Source organism: Verrucomicrobiia bacterium (assembly GCA_036268055.1).
Lineage (GTDB): Bacteria > Verrucomicrobiota > Verrucomicrobiia > Limisphaerales > Pedosphaeraceae > DATAUW01.
Genome location: DATAUW010000017.1, coordinates 82,022 through 100,898 on the forward strand (window position 1 = coordinate 82,022; position 18,877 = coordinate 100,898).

The window sequence follows — 18,877 nt, forward strand, 5'->3', positions numbered from 1 at the left end:
GAAATGAAAACTCCCGCGCCCATCATTTCGTTGCTCAAGCCCGAACAGATTGACGCTGCCGTCGCGCTTTTCTGCGCGCAACTTAGCGAACATCATCTCCCCAATAACGCCGTCGAAATCCGCGCGGTCGTAAAACAACTCATCGCTGATGAGACTCGCGGTTTTGTTCTTGTTGTGAGCAGCGGTGGGATGTTGGTTGGTATCGCGCTGGGCTGCTCGTATCTCGGAGTCGAACACGGCGGCGAGAGTGGATGGCTGGAAGAACTGTTCGTGACGCCGGAATGGCGTGGGCAAGGACTGGGTTCCAAACTAATTGAGGAAGTCATTCGTTTGGCACGCGCTCGCGGCTGGCGCGCGCTCGACCTTGAAGTTACCGAAGATCACCAACGTGTCGCCTCGCTCTATCGCCGCCACGGCTTTCAACTGCATTCGCGCTCGCGCTATTTTCTCAAGCTGGATTGATTAGCGAAACGGCGTTTCGACAATTTCCGCTGCCAATTCTCCATCCACCGCGCGCACCGTCAACTTGGTCCCGATTTGATTCACCTCTTTGCGAACATAACCCAGCGCAATATTCTTCAGCACGGGCGAAGTCGCCGCGCTCGTCACATAACCGACCTCCTTGCCGTCGTGAAATAATTTATCGCCGCGCGCGGGCAAACTTTTTAGATCGTCCGGCAATTTTAGTCCGCGCAACGCCTTCGTCACTTGCCCGTACGTCCGCACCCGCGCAATCACTTCCTGCCCGATATAACAACCCTTGGAATAACTAATCGCGCGCGCCTCAATTCCCGCTTCGGGCGCAAGGTTCGTTTCATCCATGTCCGCGCCAAATCGTGGCACGCCTGCTTCAATCCGCGCTGTCTCCAAAGCCTGCCAGCCGCACGCGCGTCCGCCGATTTCCTTCGCCGCCGCGATTAATTTATCCATCACCGCACCCAGCGAACCCACCGGCGCAAACAAATCGAATCCAGCGCTCCCGGTTCGCGCGTGATTCGCCAAATAAATTTCGCCGAGTGTCGCGTCCTTGATCGTGGCAAAACCCATCGCCTTCGCCGGAATGTCCGCAGTGAGGCCCACGCCACGCACGACCGTCTCCGCCTTCGGCCCCTGGACGCTCAGCAATCCATACGCGCTGCTCGCATCCACGACCTGCACGTCATCCGCGATGATATATTTCTCCAACCGCTCCGCGATCGCCGCCGAAAAGCCGGGCTCGAAATCCAGCAGCAACTCGTCCGCCAGCGCAAAAATATTTAGATCACTTTGAAGTTTCCCCTTGGCCGTCACAAGCGCGGCATAACAACCTTCGCCAGCCTGCAAACGCTTTACGTCATTGGTAACCTGGCCATTGAGAAGTCGCACGCGGTCCGCGCCCGTCAGACAAATCCGGCTGCGAAAACTTAAATCCATCACTCCCGCCGCCGAGCGCAACGCCGTGTGCTCAGCCAGCCAGTCGCCATAATCATTCACCACTTCGCAGCCGTTCACTTCCGCGAACCGCGCGTTCAACCCTTCGTGAAATTCATGCAATGCCAATGTCATCGCCGCAATGTCACCGACAACGCCACGCGACACAAAGAAAAATTTAGCCCCCGGACTGCGACGCGATCGCCTTTTCCGTAACGGGATCAAAAAAATGCGCGTGCTTCATATCAAAATAAAGCGGCATCGTCTCTTTGGCGGCGATTCGCTGTTGTTCATGAATTCGCGCCACCAATGCGTGACCGCCGGTCTTTGCGTAAAGATAAGTTTCAGCGCCCAACGGTTCGGTCATCTCAGCAACGACTGAAACTTTTTCATTCGCTGTCCTCCCATCGGGAACATCCGAAATATTTTCCGGCCGCAGGCCCAGCACAATTTTTTTGTCGTTGAAATGACTCAGCGAGGTTTCCATCGCCGCATCCACGCGCGCCGTAAAAGCATCCGCTTGAAATAAAAACGCCCCTTCTTTTTTTACGAGCGTACCTTGGAAAAAATTCATCGCCGGCGAACCAATAAATCCCGCCACGAAAATATTTGCGGGCTGGTGATAAAGCGCCATCGGTTCCGCGATTTGTTGAATCACGCCCGCGCGCATCACCGCGATACGATCGCCGAGCGTCATCGCCTCCACCTGATCGTGCGTCACATAAACCATCGTCGCTGAGAGTTGATGGTGCAGCGTGGCAATCTCCCGCCGCATCTGCACGCGCATCTGGGCATCCAAATTCGATAACGGTTCGTCGAACAAAAATAATTTTGGCTGTCGCACAATAGCGCGCCCCAAGGAAACCCGTTGCCGTTCGCCGCCCGAAAGCTCCTGTGGATGCCGGTCCAGACAGGCATTTAATCCAAGCATTTCCGCCGCACGGTTCACCCTCTCTTGGATTTCTACGCTTCCCACTTTACGCAGCATCAATCCAAACGCCAGGTTCTCCCTCACCGTCATGTGTGGATACAGCGCAAAATTTTGGAACACCATCGCGATGTCGCGGTCTTTCGGCGGAACGCCATTCACCGCGCGCCCATCAATCGAAATCGTTCCCGAAGAAATTTCTTCCAGCCCCGCGATCATCCGCAACGTCGTGGATTTGCCGCAACCCGACGGCCCGACCAGCACCAGCAATTCGCCATCGTTCACGGTAAGGTTCGCATCGGTGACTGCGGAAATCGTTTCTCCGCGCGGGCCTTTGAAAATCTTCGACAAATTCTCGACAACAACGAGTGCCATCCCGAATTTTTCAACGTCCCGCCGCCGATGTCGAGTGTGGATTATCCCGTTGACGCTGGCGGCGGCTTACTCACAATATAATTTCGTGATTGCGCTTTGGCGCGATGCTTCACTGTGTCGTTTACAATTTGACTGAAAATTATTTATGAACCTCGATTCGCTTTATTCGGAACTGACTTTAAAAACCAAAACCAAAATGGTGCTGCTCGTCCTCGACGGGCTCGGCGATCTGGCCACGCCGGAGCAGGGGCACATGACGCCGCTTGAAGCCGCGCACACGCCGAACCTCGACCAGCTCGCCCGTTCCGGCGCGCAAGGCCGCATGGTTCCCGTGGCTCCTGGCATCACGCCCGGCAGCGGCCCCGGTCATTTGGCGTTGTTCGGTTACGATCCATTGCAATTTCAAGTCGGTCGCGGTGTGATCGAGGCGCTCGGTCTGGGCATTGAACTCAAGGGCGGCGATGTCGCTGCTCGCGCGAATTTTTGCACGCTGGACGCCAAGGGCATCGTCACCGACCGTCGCGCGGGCCGCATCGAGACCGAAGTATGCGAAGAACTTTGCGCCTTGCTCGCGAGCAAAATTAAAAAGATTGGCGATACCCAGGTCATCATCAAAGCTGGCAAAGGCCACCGTTTCGTCGTCGTGTTTCGCGGCAAGGGATTGGAAGGTCCGCTCACCGATGCCGATCCGCATCATGAAGGCGCGCCGATTCCCGTGGTCAAACCAGTGAACGCGAAGTCAACCAAAGCCGCCAAAGCCGCCACATTGATCAAGGCTTTTTACAAAGTCGCACTTCCGCTCCTTGCGAAGAAAAAACCGGCGAATGGTTTTCTTATGCGCGGCATTGCGCATCAGCCGCATATCCCGACGTTTGAAGAGCGCTATCTGCTCAAGCCCGGTTGCATTGCGGTTTACCCAATGTATAAAGGCCTCGCGCAACTCGTGGGCATGACGAAGCTCGAAGGCCCGCAGACCATCGCCGAGCAATTCCAGCGTTACGTGGCCGAGTACGACAACTACGATTATTTTTTCATCCATTACAAATACACTGACATGTACGGCGAAGACGGAAATTTCGCGGCGAAGAAAAAAGCGATTGAAGACCTCGACGCCGCCCTGCCGATCCTGACCGGTAAGATGCCCGAAGTGCTCGCCATCACCGGCGATCATTCCACACCCTGTCCGGCGAAAGGCCATTCGTGGCATCCGCAACCGGTGTTGCTGATCTCCGCGCTGTCGGGTTGGGACAAGCTCGAACGCTTCACCGAGACCGGTGCGAACACCGGTTCGCTGGGAATTTTTGAAGCGAAATTTTTGATGCGGTTGATGCAGGCGAACGCAAAAATGTTCGACAAATTCGGCGCATAAAAAAAATTTAAAAGCGCGGCGGAAAATAATTTTTTGAAATTTTCATTTTAAATTTTTTTAAATAATGCTAGTCAGTCACGATATTAATCGCTTAAATCACTTTCAGTGTATCCAACACCAAACCTGATCGGGGGTGATTTTCATGGCAGCCAAGAAAAAAGCTAAGAAAGCGAAAAAGAAATAGCACCACCCTGATTCATCAGGACGGAAAACCTGGTCTGTGAGACGGGTTTTCCCTCCTGATCCATGTTCCCCCCTTCTTTGTCCCATGGCCACTTTGGTTTTTGACATTGAAACCTCCTCGCTGCCGCTCGAAAACTTCGACGAGGCGCAACAGGAATATCTCTTTCGAGAGCTTCAAAAAATTCCCGATGACACCGCGCGCGAGACACGCCGCGCCGAAATCCGCCAGCAATTCAACCTTTGGCCCTTCACCGCGCAAATCGTCTGCATTGCCATGCTCAATGCCGATACGGTTCGCGGGCAGGTGCTCTTTACCGCCGAAGATTACGACGAGGAAACTGCCGAAGCGGGGCCGGTGGAATTTGTTCCCTGCGCCGATGAAGTGGAAATGCTCACGGCATTCTGGGATGTGGCGCAGCATTACGATGCCATCGTCACCTTCAACGGGCGCGGATTCGACGTGCCGTTTCTCTATTTGCGGTCGGCGTTGTTGAATGTGCCGATCTCAAAAAAGAACTGGCTGGGCTATCGCTATCAAACTGAGCCGCACTGTGATCTTGCGGAGCAACTGACTTTTTACGGCGTCAGCGGGCGCGAAGGCGCGGGTCGCCGTTTCAACCTGGATTTTTATTGCAAGGCATTTGGCATCGAATCGCCCAAAAGTCACGGGGTGAGCGGGCTTGACGTCAATGACATGCTGGCCGCCGGGCAATATCGCGAAATTGCCGAATACTGTTTGCGCGACGTGCAGGCGACGGTGCTGCTTTACCAACTTTGGAAAGAACGTCTCGCGGGGATCAAATGAAAGACGCGCCGATTCTCGTATGCTTCGCTCTCAAGGAAGAGGCGAAATATTTTTCTGCGCCAACCACGCGCGGCGGTTGTGAGAAAAGAATCACCGGCATGGGCGGGCAGAATGCCACCGACGGCATTCGCAAGGCTATCGCCGCATTGCATCCGAGGCTGGTCATCACGGCGGGGTATGCGGGAGGTTTAAATCCTGAGCTTGCGAATGGAACGATCGTCTTCGACACCGACAGCGAACTTGAATCAACTCTTGGAACAAAACTTTTGGCGGCCGATGCGATACCGGTAAAATTTCATTGCGCCGATTGCGTGGCGGTGAACGCCTCCGAAAAACAAGTGCTCTGGCAGTTGACCGGCGCGGATGCGGTGGAGATGGAATCGGCGGTGATTCGTGAAGTGTGCCGCGAACATAAAATTCCCAGCGCTACGGTGCGGGTGATCTCCGATGCCGCCCAGGAAAATCTTCCGTTGGATTTTAACGAGTTGATGACGGCGAAATACCGGATCAATTTCGTCAAGCTTGCGCTGCGTATCGCCAGCCAGCCCGCGAAGATTCCTGAACTGATGCGTTTTCAAAAGCAGACGCTGGCCGCCTCGCAGCGTTTGGGTGAAGCTCTTGAAAAATCACTGCGCGGATTCTGATTGAGTGACCGGCGCGGCCATTGGTTTTTGTTCCAGCAATTTTTCCGAGTAACTGATGAGTCCCGCGCCGAGCATGATCAACATCACGCCGCTCCAGCGCAACGGTGAAACCGGTTCGTGCAGATAAATCTTCGCCGCAAACGTGGTGAAGACAAAACTCAACGAAGTCAGCGGCCAGACAAAGCTTACCGAACCCTTGGACATCATGATCAACAGGGCGACGAAGAAAGCTGTCTCGAACGCCAGCCCAAGCCAGATGCGCTGATTGGCCGCGCCGGTCTTGATGACGCGCAAGACTTCGCTGACGCTGATTTTTTTGACTGTGCCAATTTCGGTGAGGCCTTTTTTGAGATACACGACGCCCACAGCCTCGCAAAAAAGGCCCACAATTAAAATGATCAGCAGTTTAGTCATACGATTTACAAATCCTGGTAACGAATGAGTTGGATATTTTCGCGCTGCACGGTTTCTTTCACGCGCTCACTAACCAGGGCGTCAAACTCATGCTTAAATTCGTCGAGCGAAGGATGCGAGTAAAGCTCGGAATCGCCCGGCGGCAACTGCGGCAGGAGGGCCGCGATGTAGGCTTCGTCCACGCGCGCGTTTTGCAGCAAACCGAAAACACGATCGGTGTGGCGGAGGTTTCGCCGTGACAACGCGCCGCGGGCTTTCGCCGAGAGGCACAAATAAATGAAGGCGTGGCTCGCGCGATAAAACCATTGCCCGGAGGCAATCCGCGCGTTCAGCCAAAACGGATCGCGCGTCAGGCGCACTCGTTGGATTTTAAATTCATCCGCGAATTTCATGACCCGTGGAAACACGGTGGGATGTAAATGAAAATGCAGGTGGCCGTTGACGTGATCGAACGCCAAGCCCGTGGCGCGAAATTTTTCAAATTGCGCCCGGATCTCCGCACGCAACTGTTCGCGGAGATTTCGCTTCATAAAATAGCGCATGCCGGTGGCTACAGGATCATGGCTGAATTCTCCGCGCGCATTGACGAGGCCGGGAATTTTTTCATGCGCCAGGGCCGAGTGGCCGTGGGAGAGCGTGAGATGCAGTCCGACGCCAAGGCGCGGATTTTCACGCGCCAGCGCGACTGCGTCGGTGAATGCGGGTTCGTTCACCATCAAACTCGCGGTGGTGAGGATGCCGTCGCGATGCGCACGAATGACCGCCTGGTTGATGCTCTCGGAAGCGCCAAAATCGTCGGCGTTGACGATGAGACGGCGGACAGTCTCAGGGCGTGCCATAGTTGGGAGTCATGGCGCCGGACGCGATGCGCAAGCCGGTGCGCAGAATCAACAAAATTTTCTGGCCTTTGTTCAACCGCGTGGGCTTGGGGCCGAAGACATCGAATTCGCTGCGCTCCAATTTCCGCAGCAGCCGCCAATATACCGATCCCATGAGTTCAGCGGCGACCATCGAGCGGCGATCCGCCGGGGGCAACGTGAGGCGCGCCTGCAAATAAAAATGGCGGGCACGCTCATCCACACTGGCCGCGACCTCGCGAAAGCGCGGAGAATATTCGCCGCGCAGAATTTCCTCCGGCGTCACACCGCAACGATTCAACTCCGACATGGGCAAATAAATCCGGCCGCGTTCGGCGTCGGTGCGCACATCGCGCAAAATATTCGTGAGTTGGAGCGCCTTGCCGAGATAGATGGCGTAATCGCGGCAGGCGGGGTTGCTGTAGCCGAAAATCTCGATGCTCAACAGCCCGACCACCGACGCCACTCGGTAGCAATATTCCTCCAGTTCGGCGTAACCGGCATAGCGCTTGATGTCGAGATCCATCTCGACGCCCTTGATCAGTTCGTCAAACAGTTCGTAGCGCAAATGATGGCGCTGGATGAACGGCTGCAACTCGCGGTTGACGGAAAATTCCGGTGCTTCGCCGGTGCAGGCGCGGCGGATGTCCTCGCGCCAGGCAGCGAGATCGGCGCGGCGTTTTTCGGTGGGCACGGATTCGTCGTCGGCGACATCATCCACCTCGCGGCAAAAAGCGTAGAGCGCGGACATGCCGTCGCGCTTTTCCCGGGGGAGCAGGACAAAAGCCAGCGCCAAATTGGAAGCGCTTTTTCGCGTGATCGTCCGGCTGTCTTGCATGGGCAATGAGTTTACCGCCGGAATGAATGGTTCTTCCCGGAAAAAATTTGAGGCGCGTGGCTGTGGGTGAGCGTCATGGCATGGGCGGCAACGGCGTGTCCTTATCGCGCATCGGCGGCAGGCCGCGCGTTTCCGCGAGGGTGGGGTTCATGGGGCGATGCGGGCGGCGTTGTTTGCGATATTTTCGCCGCTCCGAGTCTTCCGGCGGGGGTTCGTTCGGATCGCGAAATTGCAACGGGCGGTCCTTGCTTTTGTTGTGGCGCGGGCGCGGCGGGCGGTTGTTTTTCTTCTTCTTGGAATAATAGACGGCCCACAAAGTGCCGATCAAAATCGCCACAAATAATCCGCCGGCCATGATCAGCACCTCGTACATGCTGGAACCGGCACCTCCCGGTTTTGGGCCTCCTCCCAGCAGGTCATCCATTTCGGCGAGCATTACGACAAATTTATTCATGACGGTTCTTCCTTTGATCCGGCAGCCGCCGGTTCTTCTTCACCCTCCGCATCGGCGGTGATATTCAGGCGTTGCATGCGGTAACGTAGCGCATGGCGGCTGATTTTCAATTGTTCCGCGGTGCGAGTGAGGCTGAAATGGTTTTGTTCGAGCACCGAAGTAACGAGGTCGCGCTCGAAATTCGCCATCATCTCGTCGAGCGACTGGCCGGGCACGGCCTTGTGCGCGGTCGTGGCTTTGCGCAAGCCGGTTTCGATCTGGAAATCCGGCAGGTTGCCGGGCTGGATTTCGTCGGTCGTCTCGAGGATCAGCGCGCGTTCGATGACGTTGCGCAGTTCGCGCACGTTGCCGGGCCAATGATGCGACAATAATTTTTGCTGCGCCGCGCGGGAAAACTTTCGCGCGGGCTTTTTGATGCTCGGAGCGAAGTGCTTAAGGAAATGGTTCGCGAGCAGGAGCACGTCCTGATGGCGTTCGCGCAACGGCGGCAGGCGGAATTGCACGACGTTGAGGCGGTGGAATAAATCCTCGCGGAATTCATTTTCGCGAATGGCTTCAATAATATCACGATTGGTGGCCGCGATGAGCCGCACGTCCACGCGCAATTCCTGAGTTCCACCCACTCGGGTGAAAGTGCCGTCTTCGAGAAAGCGCAGCAGCTTCGCTTGCAGCGGACGACTCATGTCCGCGATTTCGTCGAGAAAAATGCTGCCGCCATCGGCTTCTTCGACGCGGCCCATTTTCTGTTTCAACGCGCCGGTGAAAGCGCCCTTCTCGTGGCCGAACAATTCACTTTCGAGCAAGGTTTCGGGGATGGCCGCGCAGTTGATTCGCACGTAACTGGCCTGGCGGCGCTGGCTCAGGCAATGCAGCGCGCCGGCGACGAGTTCCTTGCCGGTGCCGCTTTCGCCAAGGATCAACACGCGGGCGTCCGTCGGCGAAACCGTTTGGATCATCTGCCGCATTTCACGCACGCTCGGCGAATCGCCGACAATCTGTTCGAGCTGATACGTTTCATTAGCGCGCGCGCGCAACGCGGCGTTTTGATGCAACAGGCGATGCCGTTCGGAACAGCGTTCGACCGCGTGCAGCAATTCCTCGGGTGCGAAAGGTTTGGCGAGATAATCGAACGCGCCGTTTTTGATGGCTTCGACCGCAAGTTTCGGCGTGGCATAGGCCGTGATCATCAGGATCGGCAACTGCGGCCAGCGCGCGTGAACCTTGCTGAGCAATTCATAGCCGCTCATGCCGCCGAGGCGCGCATCGGTGATGACCATGAAAAACTCCTCCTGCCCCAGCATCACCAGCGCCTCTTCGGCGGATTCCGCCGACCGGACACTGTAGCCCTCGTCGGCAAGGACCGTCGTCAACGAGAGACGCATGTTCTTCTCGTCATCAACAACCAGCACTGGCGGCATCGAGGCACTCATGGACCGGGCACGATAAAAGTTTTCGCCGGAAATAATAATATGAATCGCGCGCCCTTTCCAAGCTCAGATTCAGCCCGCACGGCGCCCCCATACAGTTCGACGTTGTGCTTCACGATGGCGAGGCCAAGACCGGTGCCTTTTTCCTTGGTGGTGACGTAGGCTTCAAAAATTTTATCAAGCTTGTTGAAGGGAATGCCCGGACCATCGTCGCCGATGACGATGTGCAGGGTATTATTATCGCCATAATGCGCATGGACTTCGATGTTTCCGCGCCCGTTCAAAGCTTCGCGGGCATTTTGCAGGAGATTGACGAGGACGACGGACAAATGGGTTCGCTGCATGAGCAAAGCCGGCAAGCTGCCGCCATAATCACGATGAACCTGAGTGTCGTAGCTGGTTCCGGGTGGGAAAACATCGGCCACGGCGCGGTCCAATTCTTCGGCGATATTTAATTTCTCGACGCGCCCTTCGCTCAACTGCGCGTAACCCATAAGCTGCGTGAGAATGCGATCGGAGCGTTCGATCTCCTCGCGGATGATGGTGATCTGCTGGGTGAAATCTTTTTTGCCTTCCTTCAACCCGCGTTGCAGGGAAAAGACGGCGTTGTTGATGATGCCGAGGGGATTCTTGAGTTGGTGGGCAATCTCGGCGGCGAGGCGACCCGCGGCTTTGAGTTCATCGTTGCGCGCGGCTGATTTGCGTTCCTCCTCCTCGGAAACCCGCTCGCGAAACAAAAGCAACTGCACGCCATAACACGAGGCCGTCATCAGCCAGAGAATGATCAGCCGCAGGATGAAGGACTCGGTGCCGCCTTCAACCACCATGCCTTCGAGGATGGATTCGTTGGCGAGCGATTTCCTTTCTTCGGACAGCATGAATTGTTTCTTGGTGGAAATTTCGTGCGGATAGGCGTCCTGCAATAGTTTGCGATTGAGCCGCAACTGTTCCGTGTCCTGCGGCGATTGCGCCAGCCATTTGATTGACTCCGACGAAAGTTTGACGCCGGCAAATCGTTCGGGGTTATAAATCGGGCCGCCGCCGACGATGCGATTGAGGTCATCCACCAGCGATTGCTGGAGCATGACATTCGTGCCGCCGTTATAACCGGCAAGCAGGTTCAAGGTTTCTGGGGAGAGCTGCCGGTCGAGGAATTGGGACACGCCATCATCTCTGGTGGGTTGTTTCAATTTGGCGGCCAGGGATTTCAGGTCGAGAATATCGCTGGTGCCGAATTTCGCCGGGCCGATATAATGTTTCAGCGCGGGCGTGGTATAAATAGTCCCGGGACTTTCGGTGACTGTGATGTAGAGCAACCCCGCCGCGAGATAAAGCCCGCTCAAGGAAAGGTTGAGGACGATTTGCGGCGTGGCGAGGGGAATACTGAGGGCGTTGACAACGATCAGGCCAGGGAAAACCCAGAACAGTGTGCTTTCAAAACCGTTTGTCTCCAGCGTCAATCCCGCGAGCAAAATCCCATCCACCAATCCCACGGCGAAGACCACCCACTGCACCAGTCGCGGAGGAAACCGCCGCAGCAACAGCGCGGCCGCGGCGATGGTCGTGAAGATGATGTAAAAGATGAAAAAGCGCCGGACGGTTTCACCGACGATTTCCCAGGTGGGCGATTCGACGAGCAAACCAGGCCCGTAGAACACATAATAAAAAACGATGATGCTGACGATGATGCGCGCGGGCAGGATGATGTTGCGCTGCATCGAGAGGATGCGCGAGGCCTGCTGCGCGGGCTCGGGAACGGGCATCGCCAAAAACCGGGGCAACCATTTTGGCTTTTGCCAGCGGATGGGATTCATAGCGGAGCCGTCAAAAATCTATCTCACCAATTCAAGCGCGCGTTGGGCGATGTCTGTAACCGGCCACAGTCGCCCGATGCCTTCGTAGCCGCACGAAAGCATTCCCTCTTCGGGGCCGATGAATTGCGCGCCGCGCGATTTGAGCGTGACCACATTTTGCTGGGTCGCGGGATGCAGCCACATCTTGCCGTTCATGGCGGGCGCGATCAAAAGTTTTGCCTTGGGATTCAGGGCGAGCGCGATGCACGAGAGCGCGTCATCAGCGATGCCGTGGGCGAGTTTGGCGAGCGCATTCGCCGTGGCGGGCGCGATGAGCATCAAGTCGGCTTCATCGGCGAGTTTGATGTGCGTGGGTTTCCAGCCTTCCTCTTCGTCATACAAATCGGTCACGACCGGATGGCGCGATAAAGTTTTGAAAGCGAGCGGCGTGATGAAACGCTGGGCATCGGCGGTCATGACGACGTGGACGGCGCATTCCTGCTTGGTGAGTTGGCTGGTCAAGTCGGCCGCCTTGTAAGCCGCAATCGAGCCGGTCACTCCCAGAACAATATTTGGCGTCGCTTTCATTTATTTCGATTTCCGGCTGCCACGCTTAGTTACTCTAAAATTGGCATTTATGCAAAGAGATTAAGCGGGGTGGATTGTGTCTATTCCACTGAGACAGCGACGCGGGGTCACTAGAAATACGTGAAAAAAAGAGAATTAAATCTCTGGCGGATGCGACCGCACCACGCGCATTTTTTCCGCTTCGAGGACGGATTGCATGCGACGCAAATCCTCGGCGATGGTGGTGCTGATGATGAGATAATCGAAATTTTTCCACTGGGCGATTTCCTGCCGCGCCACGCTCAATCGCTTGGCGATGATTTGCGGCAAATCCGTCCCGCGCCGCTTCAAGCGCTCTTCGAGAATGGCCAGCGATGGCGGCGTGAGAAATACCTGCACGAGCGCCTGCCGCAACTCGGGGTCTTCCTTCGCCCGCTCACGGATAGTCGCCGCGCCTTGCACATCCACGTTCAGCAAAACATCGCGACCCTGGCGCAGCTTGCTCAGGACTTCCGACTTTAGGATGCCATAGCTATTGCCGAAGACGGTGGCGTGCTCGAGAAAATTCCCGGCCTGAACGCGTTTGAGAAATGACGTGGCATCGAGAAAATAATAATCCACACCATCGTGTTCCGTCTCGCGCGGCAGGCGCGTTGTGCAGGTGACGGCGCGGGCCATCTGTGGATTGGCGGCGAGCAGCTGCTTGCACAACGTGGTCTTGCCGCCGCCCGACGGCGCGGAGATGACGATCAACAGCGGATTGGAATGTGCGGTGGTTTCGGACATGCGAAAATTATTCGACGTTCTGCGCCTGTTCGCGAAATTTTTCCAACTCGGCCTTGAGCGTCACCACGGCGCGCGAGATGACGCTGTCGTTGGCCTTCGAGCCGATGGTATTGATTTCGCGATTCATTTCCTGCGCCAAAAAATCCAAGGTGCGGCCGACCGGTTCCTTGGAATTTAGACAATCGTCGAACTGTTGGAAATGACTTTGAAGACGGGTCAGTTCTTCGGAAATGTCGGAGCGATCCGCAAAGTAAACGACTTCTTTCAACAGGCGTTCGTCCTCGACGCCGGGCGTTTCCACGCCGGCATTTTTGATGCGCTGGATGAGCTGGTCGCGATAGCGAAGCTGCACTTCGGGCGCCTGCTTGAGCACTTGGGCGGCGGACTTGCGCATGATGCCGATGCGCGCGGCCAAATCTTTGGCGAGGTGTGCGCCTTCGCGTTCACGCATCTTGAGCAGGGTGGTGAGCGCCTGTTGCAAGGCCTTTTCAACTGCGGGCCAGAAATCTTCGGCGTCGGCGGGTTCCTCGTCGGTTTGCAGAACGCCGGGAACGCGCGCGATCAAATCAATCGTGACCGGGCCGGCCAATTTCAGATCCTTGGCGAGGTGATTGAGTTCGCGCAGATAAGCCTTGGCGAGCGGAATATTGACGCGCACATGGCTGGAGCCGCGGCTCTCACCGGCATGAATGGCGATGCGCGCCGTGAGGCGGCCACGGGCGATGGAGCGGTTGATGAGGTCGCGAATCTGGGCCTCGAGCACTTCGAGTTCGCGCGGCAGGACCACGGAAATTTCGCTTTGCTTGCGATTAACCGAGCTAAGTTCGACCGTGATTTTGATGCCGTCGCGGGCGCATTCGCCACGCCCGTAACCTGTCATGGATTTCATGCGTCGGCACACTATGGGGAATGTCCCCGCGCCAGCCAATCTTTTTTAGGGAGGAAAGAAACAAGCATCCCCGGAAACCGCCGGGACGAACTGCCGCCCGGCCAAATTAATTTTGCTTACCTAGCCAACTTTAATTCCACAGCCATGCCGGGCGTGAGGTTTTTCCATTTCGCAACGATTACGGACGATGATGAAAAGTTTTTATCCGCCGCAAATAACGAAGGTGTCGAACGCTGGACAGAATCGGAAGAAGCACCACTTTTAGTGACCAACAAGGCATCGCCATCCCGGGGCGGGTGAATTGGAATCGGTGATTCGATTCGGAGAATCAATTCTCCGATCACGTCCTCGGTGTTGGGGTAACAATAAACATCTTCATTTGAGCGAAGGTTGGTAAAATCGCGGATGGTGCGAGTTTGCGCCACGCCGGATTTATAAAAATATTTCGCCTCGGTGACGATGGTCTCGCGTTCGCCCGGAGCGACATGAATCAGGACATTCCAGGCTTTGCGGCCATAGGCATTTTCGGTGTAAGCTGATTCGGGATGCGAGCCGGGAATGCGCATGACCTCGGCATTCGCGCCCGGCACGCTATTATATTCTTCGTCAAAATTTGTGGTGAGATTCAGTGCGAAGATCGTATAGGTGACCTGAACATCAACGACCCTGGGGATGTTCGTGGAAACGACCGGGTCCAGTTTGACGTTCATGACCGCCGATTCGATGACGTAGTCCCGGCGCAATTTTCTTCCCTGCTCAATCCAATTTTTAAGCGTGCGATCGCCAGCCTCTTCGGTCTGGCCGTTTACCGTGAAGGTAAGTAACGTCATCGAAAATATTATCAATAGCGCCACAGCGCGGCATTTGAGGAGCCCTGGGATTTGATTCATATTGAAGTGAGCCAAGACGCAATTTCGCGCCGTGTCAAAAGCATTCGATTTGCCGGACTGTGATCTCACATCACTTTGGTTGTTTACGTAAACGGGGCGTGCGCCTACCTTGCGTAACGCTTGCGGGGAAACCAACATACCGAGAGCGAGTCAACCATTCAGCGAAAGAAAAAATCATGGGCGATAAATCCCCCAAAGCAAATCAGAAAAAGACCTCACAGCACGCCTTGAAAACCAGCGCGGCGAACCAAAAGAAAAAGCAGAATACCGCGGCGTCGTCAGCGAAGCCAAAGAAGTAAGGGCGTTTCGAGGGTTCACGCCGGAACCGCTCCGGCTCTCCCCGCATTGTCGCGGGGAGAGCAGAGTCGTTGAGTTTGCGGGCATCGCGTGAGAATAACCAAGTCCGCGATCGCGCAAGTTTTCGCTAGTGAATCATCTGGCGCATCAACCGCGGCGTCTCCAATTTTCCAGCACGGCCTCAGTCCGGAAAGCTTTCGCGAACGGAGTTGCGGGATAAAACCATTAGCGTGAAAATCCCGAGCGCGGTGCCAAAAGGAATTTGAAGACAGTTCAACCCGGCCACCACCATGCAAAAAATGCGATGGTTTCTTTGGCGAAGAAACAGGCCCGCAAACACATTGAGGACGCAAGCGGTCGCCAGAACAAATCCAAAAAATAGATAAAATCCATTGAGAAAGACCATGATGTTTGCCGGCATCGGCGGAGGCGCATTTCTCGAAGGAGCCCAAAGTTGCGGATTTGCGAAAAAGGTGCGTATGAAGAGGAAGTGCAAACACAAAAACCCCATGCCGACCAACGCCAGTCCGGCGACGATAAAATGAAAAAAGGAGAGCAGTCGGATATGTTCGCCGTCTATGATTTGCTGCCGGTCATTCAATGGTGCAATGGGTTGAGACAGGGGCGCAGTTGCCGGGTTGCGAAGCGCGTAGCCATCAATGGCGCAAACAACCGCGTCATCGGGATATTCCCGGCCGCAATAAGTACATTGTTTCATAGCTCAAGGATGAATGACTTCCATGGCGCGTTCGTTTTTTACTATTGTTCCGCTCTTTGACAAGGGGCTTGATGGAACGCTTAGAGGCTAGCCGGACGGCGCATTTTATCAATCCTGGAGTTTGCGCCGCGCAAACAAATAATCCGACGTGGCGCAAAACTGGATGCGGCAGCGCTTGACAACCCGGCGCATACCCCCTCACCCTATGCGCTGATCATTTGATGCGATGATAGACTCAAATTTTTATGAAACGCACGCATAACCGTCCGGGATTGGAAAAGAGGGCTCTCGTGGTCCGTCTGCGAAGAATCAAGGGGCAGATTGAAGCCATTGAAAAAATGGTCGAAGCCGACACTGATTGTTCCGATTTGCTGATGCAAGTCGTCGCCGCGCGGCGGGCGTTGAAATCGTTCAGCGAGGAAATTCTCGAATCGCACATGCACTCGTGCATTGAACAGGCGGCCAGCCCAACTGAAGGGCGCGCCAGCCTGCGATCGTTGCTCACCGTTCTGGAACGCTACGTCGCTTAGTCCAATCCGTTATGCCAGCCGAAAATCTCAATGCCCAGCGCACTGCGGATCTCGTGCGCGACGCGGCCATGAAGGACGTTTCCGAGACTTTGCAACGGCTCGGCACGGCGGTGGAAGGCTTGAGCGAAGAGGAGGCGGCGGAGCGGTTGGAAGTTTTTGGCCCCAACGAAGTCGCACAGGAGCGGAAGCACGAATGGCTGCATCGCTTGTGGGTGGCGGTGCGCAATCCGCTGGTGATTTTGCTGACGGTGCTGGCCACGCTTTCTTTTCTCACGGATGACATCGCCGGCGGCACGGTGATGATGGTGATGGTGATCCTTGGCGTTTCGCTGCGTTTCATCCAGGAAACCAAGGCAGGCAACGCAGCGGCGAAACTCAAGGCGATGATCACCGTCACCGCCACGGTTTTGCGCGACGGCAAGCAAAAGGAAATTCCGCTGCAACAACTCGTTCCGGGCGACATCATCAAACTCTCCGCCGGCGACATGATCCCCGGCGACGTGCGGCTCGTGACGGCGAAGGATTTGTTCATCATCCAGGCGACGCTCACCGGCGAATCGTTGCCGGTGGAAAAAACCGATGCCCGCGACGCGCGCGAAAATATTTCCAATATCGAGCGCACGAACCTTTGCTTTCTCGGCACGAGCGTGGAGAGCGGCGCGGCGACGGGCGTCATCGTGGCGACCGGCACGCAAACTTATTTCGGCAAGATGGCCAGCAGCCTTGCCGGGCAGCATCCCGATACCGCGTTCGACAAGGGCGTGAAACGCTTCGTGTGGCTGATGCTCACGTTCATGCTGATAATGGTACCGATGGTGTTTCTCATCAACGGCATCATGAAGCATAACTGGAGGGACGCCTTTTTCTTCGCGATGGCCGTCGCGGTGGGACTCACGCCGGAAATGCTGCCGATGATTGTTTCCGTCTGCCTCTCCAAGGGCGCGCTCGCGATGTCGAAGAAAAAAGTCATCGTCAAAAAACTTAATTCGATCCAGAACTTCGGCGCGATGGACGTGCTGTGCACCGACAAGACCGGCACGCTCACCATTGACCGCGTCATCCTGGAATTGCATTGCGATGTTTTCAAAAACGAGAGCGAAGCGGTGTTGCGCGACGCGTATCTCATCAGCCATTTCCAGACGGGATTGAAAAACGTGCTCGACCGCGCAGTGCTTCATCACAAGGAATTGCACGGCGAACATGGCATCGAGAAATACAAAATGGTGGACGAAATCCCGTTCGATTTTTCGCGCCGCATGATGTCCGTCGCGATCGGATGCCCGAACGGCGACCGGCAGTTGCTCACCAAGGGCGCCCCCGAGGCGGTGTTTGCCAAGTGCACGCATTTTTTGAGCGACGATGAAATGTTTCCGATGGAACCCATCCTCGTCGGCGATTTGATCGAGCAAGTGAATTCGCTGAGTGAAGACGGTTTTCGCGTGCTCGCCGTGGCGACGAAAAAATTGGGCGCGAGCCAGACGACTTTTGCCAAATCCGATGAGTGCGATTTGTGCCTCACGGGGTATCTCGCGTTTCTCGACCCGCCGAAAGAGAGCGCGTCCAAGGCCATCGAAGCGCTGCGCCAACACGGTGTCACTGTGAAAGTGCTTACGGGGGATAATGATTTGGTCACGCGAAAAGTTTGCAGTGAAGTGGGCATTCACGCGGAAAAGATTTTGCTCGGCAGCCAGGTTGAGAATTTAACCGACGAACAGTTGGCGAAGGAAGTTGAGTCCACGGACGTTTTCGCGCGCCTCTCGCCCGCGCACAAAAAACGCGTTGTCCAGGCGTTGCAACGGAACAAGCACGTCGTGGGTTTCATGGGCGATGGCATTAATGACGCGCCGGCGTTGCGCGCGGCGGATGTCGGACTCTCAGTGGACAACGCCGTGGACATCGCGAAGGAATCGGCGGACATGATCCTGCTGGAAAAAAATTTGATGGTGCTCGAAGAAGGCGTGATCGAGGGACGCAAGGTGTTCGCGAATATTTTGAAATACATCCGCATGGGCGCCAGTTCGAATTTCGGCAATATGTTCAGCGTGCTCGGCGCGAGCGCGTGGCTGCCGTTTTTGCCGATGCAACCGATCCAGGTGCTCACGAACAATCTGCTCTATGATTTTTCGCAGGTGCCGATTCCGACGGACAACGTCGGCGAACAATTCACGGCCAAGCCGCGTCCATGGCACATGGGCGAAATCGCGAAGTTCATTATTTTCATCGGGCCGATCAGTTCGATCTTCGATTACACGACGTATTTTTTGATGTGGTTCTTTTTCAAGTGCGGGAATCTTGCGCTCGCGGCTCCGCCGGAATTGGCCGCGCGTTTTGCGCATGCACCCGACGCCGATCATACTTATGCCGCCGCGCTGTTCAGCACCGGCTGGTTCGTGGAATCATTGATGACGCAAACGCTCATCGTCCACGTCATCCGCACGAACTTGATTCCATTCATCCAATCGCGCGCGAGCTGGCAACTCACTTTGACGACCGTGACCATCATGGGCGTCGGCGCGGCGCTGCCGTTTTCGCCGCTGGCGAGATACTTGGGCTTCGTGCCGCTGCCGTGGCAGTTCTGGCCGTTCCTCGCATTGACGCTGGTCTGCTACGTGGCGCTCACTCAGGTCATCAAGACGTTTCTCGTGCGCAAGTCGTGGATCTGATCGGAGGGCATCATGGTTAGAACGGCAGAGCAGCGGAATC

The 18,877-nt window shown here is 55.9% G+C and carries 19 protein-coding genes; 7 read left to right on the forward strand and 12 right to left on the reverse strand.

Translation table 11 applies throughout. The annotated features are described in order from the left end of the window. Positions 1 to 3: 3 nt before the first annotated feature. A complete protein-coding gene (locus VH413_10400; protein ID HEX3799100.1) occupies positions 4 to 462 on the forward strand; it encodes a GNAT family N-acetyltransferase in 459 nt (152 codons plus the stop codon). On the opposite strand, the gene VH413_10405 is transcribed toward VH413_10400, so the two are convergent. After that, entirely contained in the window at positions 463 to 1,578 is a 1,116-nt protein-coding gene (locus VH413_10405; GenBank protein ID HEX3799101.1) for an aminomethyltransferase family protein, read from the reverse strand. A gap of 10 nt (positions 1,579 to 1,588) precedes the next feature. Further along, positions 1,589 to 2,713: a sn-glycerol-3-phosphate ABC transporter ATP-binding protein UgpC gene (gene ugpC / locus VH413_10410; GenBank protein ID HEX3799102.1), complete on the reverse strand. Its 1,125-nt coding sequence runs from the start codon at positions 2,711 to 2,713 to the stop codon at positions 1,589 to 1,591. 145 nt (positions 2,714 to 2,858) lie between these two features. Between ugpC and VH413_10415 the strand changes: the two genes are divergently transcribed. The 3 genes from VH413_10415 (at position 2,859) to VH413_10425 (ending at position 5,714) form a co-directional block, all read left to right on the forward strand. Then, positions 2,859 to 4,082, forward strand: a complete 1,224-nt coding sequence (locus tag VH413_10415) for a 2,3-bisphosphoglycerate-independent phosphoglycerate mutase (GenBank protein HEX3799103.1) — start codon at positions 2,859 to 2,861, stop codon at positions 4,080 to 4,082. A 268-nt stretch (positions 4,083 to 4,350) separates the two neighbouring features. Next, positions 4,351 to 5,070 (forward strand): 3'-5' exonuclease, encoded by a 720-nt coding sequence (locus tag VH413_10420; GenBank protein ID HEX3799104.1) that lies wholly within the window; start codon positions 4,351 to 4,353, stop codon positions 5,068 to 5,070. Next, positions 5,067 to 5,714, forward strand: coding sequence for a hypothetical protein (locus VH413_10425; GenBank protein HEX3799105.1), 648 nt, complete (start codon positions 5,067 to 5,069; stop codon positions 5,712 to 5,714). Before VH413_10420 ends, VH413_10425 begins: the two co-directional genes overlap by 4 nt. Here VH413_10425 and VH413_10430 read toward each other — a convergent pair. From VH413_10430 to VH413_10475, 10 genes are all read right to left on the reverse strand, one after another. Next, positions 5,697 to 6,128: an EamA family transporter gene (locus tag VH413_10430; protein HEX3799106.1), complete on the reverse strand. Its 432-nt coding sequence runs from the start codon at positions 6,126 to 6,128 to the stop codon at positions 5,697 to 5,699. The two genes, VH413_10425 and VH413_10430, sit on opposite strands and share 18 nt — an antisense overlap. 5 nt (positions 6,129 to 6,133) lie before the next feature. After that, complete coding sequence (hpnK, locus tag VH413_10435) at positions 6,134 to 6,967, reverse strand: hopanoid biosynthesis-associated protein HpnK (GenBank protein ID HEX3799107.1); 834 nt, start codon at positions 6,965 to 6,967, stop codon at positions 6,134 to 6,136. After that, complete coding sequence (gene hpnD / locus VH413_10440; GenBank protein ID HEX3799108.1) at positions 6,954 to 7,823, reverse strand: presqualene diphosphate synthase HpnD; 870 nt, start codon at positions 7,821 to 7,823, stop codon at positions 6,954 to 6,956. The genes hpnK and hpnD overlap by 14 nt, the downstream gene beginning before the upstream one ends. 73 nt (positions 7,824 to 7,896) lie before the next feature. Continuing rightward, the gene (locus VH413_10445; protein HEX3799109.1) at positions 7,897 to 8,277 is read right to left on the reverse strand and encodes a hypothetical protein; all 381 of its coding nucleotides are present in this window, start codon (positions 8,275 to 8,277) and stop codon (positions 7,897 to 7,899) included. Beyond that, positions 8,274 to 9,707 carry a sigma-54 dependent transcriptional regulator gene (locus tag VH413_10450; protein HEX3799110.1) on the reverse strand — a complete coding sequence of 478 codons (1,434 nt, stop codon included), beginning with the start codon at positions 9,705 to 9,707 and terminating at the stop codon, positions 8,274 to 8,276. The genes VH413_10445 and VH413_10450 overlap by 4 nt, the downstream gene beginning before the upstream one ends. Beyond that, positions 9,704 to 11,518, reverse strand: coding sequence for an ATP-binding protein (locus tag VH413_10455; protein HEX3799111.1), 1,815 nt, complete (start codon positions 11,516 to 11,518; stop codon positions 9,704 to 9,706). Before VH413_10455 ends, VH413_10450 begins: the two co-directional genes overlap by 4 nt. 18 nt (positions 11,519 to 11,536) lie before the next feature. Next, positions 11,537 to 12,085 (reverse strand): flavoprotein, encoded by a 549-nt coding sequence (locus tag VH413_10460; GenBank protein ID HEX3799112.1) that lies wholly within the window; start codon positions 12,083 to 12,085, stop codon positions 11,537 to 11,539. Between the two features lie 135 nt (positions 12,086 to 12,220). Beyond that, positions 12,221 to 12,850, reverse strand: coding sequence for a guanylate kinase (gene gmk, locus VH413_10465; GenBank protein HEX3799113.1), 630 nt, complete (start codon positions 12,848 to 12,850; stop codon positions 12,221 to 12,223). Positions 12,851 to 12,857: 7 nt separating this feature from the next. Then, a complete protein-coding gene (locus tag VH413_10470; protein ID HEX3799114.1) occupies positions 12,858 to 13,739 on the reverse strand; it encodes a YicC/YloC family endoribonuclease in 882 nt (293 codons plus the stop codon). Positions 13,740 to 13,855: 116 nt separating this feature from the next. Next, complete coding sequence (locus tag VH413_10475; protein ID HEX3799115.1) at positions 13,856 to 14,569, reverse strand: hypothetical protein; 714 nt, start codon at positions 14,567 to 14,569, stop codon at positions 13,856 to 13,858. An 847-nt stretch (positions 14,570 to 15,416) separates the two neighbouring features. On the opposite strand from VH413_10475, the gene VH413_10480 reads away from it, so the two are divergent. The 3 genes from VH413_10480 (at position 15,417) to mgtA (ending at position 18,837) form a co-directional block, all read left to right on the forward strand. Further along, entirely contained in the window at positions 15,417 to 15,704 is a 288-nt protein-coding gene (locus tag VH413_10480) for a hypothetical protein (GenBank protein HEX3799116.1), read from the forward strand. 185 nt (positions 15,705 to 15,889) lie between these two features. Further along, entirely contained in the window at positions 15,890 to 16,174 is a 285-nt protein-coding gene (locus tag VH413_10485) for a metal-sensitive transcriptional regulator (GenBank protein ID HEX3799117.1), read from the forward strand. An 11-nt stretch (positions 16,175 to 16,185) separates the two neighbouring features. Further along, the gene (gene mgtA / locus VH413_10490) at positions 16,186 to 18,837 is read left to right on the forward strand and encodes a magnesium-translocating P-type ATPase (protein ID HEX3799118.1); all 2,652 of its coding nucleotides are present in this window, start codon (positions 16,186 to 16,188) and stop codon (positions 18,835 to 18,837) included. Positions 18,838 to 18,877: the final 40 nt, after the last annotated feature.

What these genes read in the sequence shown, in the direction of transcription:
- VH413_10420 (HEX3799104.1), top strand. Translation starts at nt 4,351, where the DNA reads ATGGCCACTTTGGTTTTTGACATTGAAACCTCCTCGCTGCCGCTCGAA.
- VH413_10470 (HEX3799114.1), bottom strand. Translation starts at nt 13,739, where the DNA reads ATGAAATCCATGACAGGTTACGGGCGTGGCGAATGCGCCCGCGACGGC.
- VH413_10430 (HEX3799106.1), bottom strand. Translation starts at nt 6,128, where the DNA reads ATGACTAAACTGCTGATCATTTTAATTGTGGGCCTTTTTTGCGAGGCT.
- VH413_10425 (HEX3799105.1), top strand. Translation starts at nt 5,067, where the DNA reads ATGAAAGACGCGCCGATTCTCGTATGCTTCGCTCTCAAGGAAGAGGCG.
- VH413_10460 (HEX3799112.1), bottom strand. Translation starts at nt 12,085, where the DNA reads ATGAAAGCGACGCCAAATATTGTTCTGGGAGTGACCGGCTCGATTGCG.
- VH413_10400 (HEX3799100.1), top strand. Translation starts at nt 4, where the DNA reads ATGAAAACTCCCGCGCCCATCATTTCGTTGCTCAAGCCCGAACAGATT.
- VH413_10445 (HEX3799109.1), bottom strand. Translation starts at nt 8,277, where the DNA reads ATGAATAAATTTGTCGTAATGCTCGCCGAAATGGATGACCTGCTGGGA.
- ugpC (HEX3799102.1), bottom strand. Translation starts at nt 2,713, where the DNA reads ATGGCACTCGTTGTTGTCGAGAATTTGTCGAAGATTTTCAAAGGCCCG.
- hpnD (HEX3799108.1), bottom strand. Translation starts at nt 7,823, where the DNA reads ATGCAAGACAGCCGGACGATCACGCGAAAAAGCGCTTCCAATTTGGCG.
- VH413_10455 (HEX3799111.1), bottom strand. Translation starts at nt 11,518, where the DNA reads ATGAATCCCATCCGCTGGCAAAAGCCAAAATGGTTGCCCCGGTTTTTG.
- VH413_10485 (HEX3799117.1), top strand. Translation starts at nt 15,890, where the DNA reads ATGAAACGCACGCATAACCGTCCGGGATTGGAAAAGAGGGCTCTCGTG.
- VH413_10415 (HEX3799103.1), top strand. Translation starts at nt 2,859, where the DNA reads ATGAACCTCGATTCGCTTTATTCGGAACTGACTTTAAAAACCAAAACC.
- VH413_10450 (HEX3799110.1), bottom strand. Translation starts at nt 9,707, where the DNA reads ATGAGTGCCTCGATGCCGCCAGTGCTGGTTGTTGATGACGAGAAGAAC.
- gmk (HEX3799113.1), bottom strand. Translation starts at nt 12,850, where the DNA reads ATGTCCGAAACCACCGCACATTCCAATCCGCTGTTGATCGTCATCTCC.
- hpnK (HEX3799107.1), bottom strand. Translation starts at nt 6,967, where the DNA reads ATGGCACGCCCTGAGACTGTCCGCCGTCTCATCGTCAACGCCGACGAT.
- mgtA (HEX3799118.1), top strand. Translation starts at nt 16,186, where the DNA reads ATGCCAGCCGAAAATCTCAATGCCCAGCGCACTGCGGATCTCGTGCGC.
- VH413_10475 (HEX3799115.1), bottom strand. Translation starts at nt 14,569, where the DNA reads ATGACGTTACTTACCTTCACGGTAAACGGCCAGACCGAAGAGGCTGGC.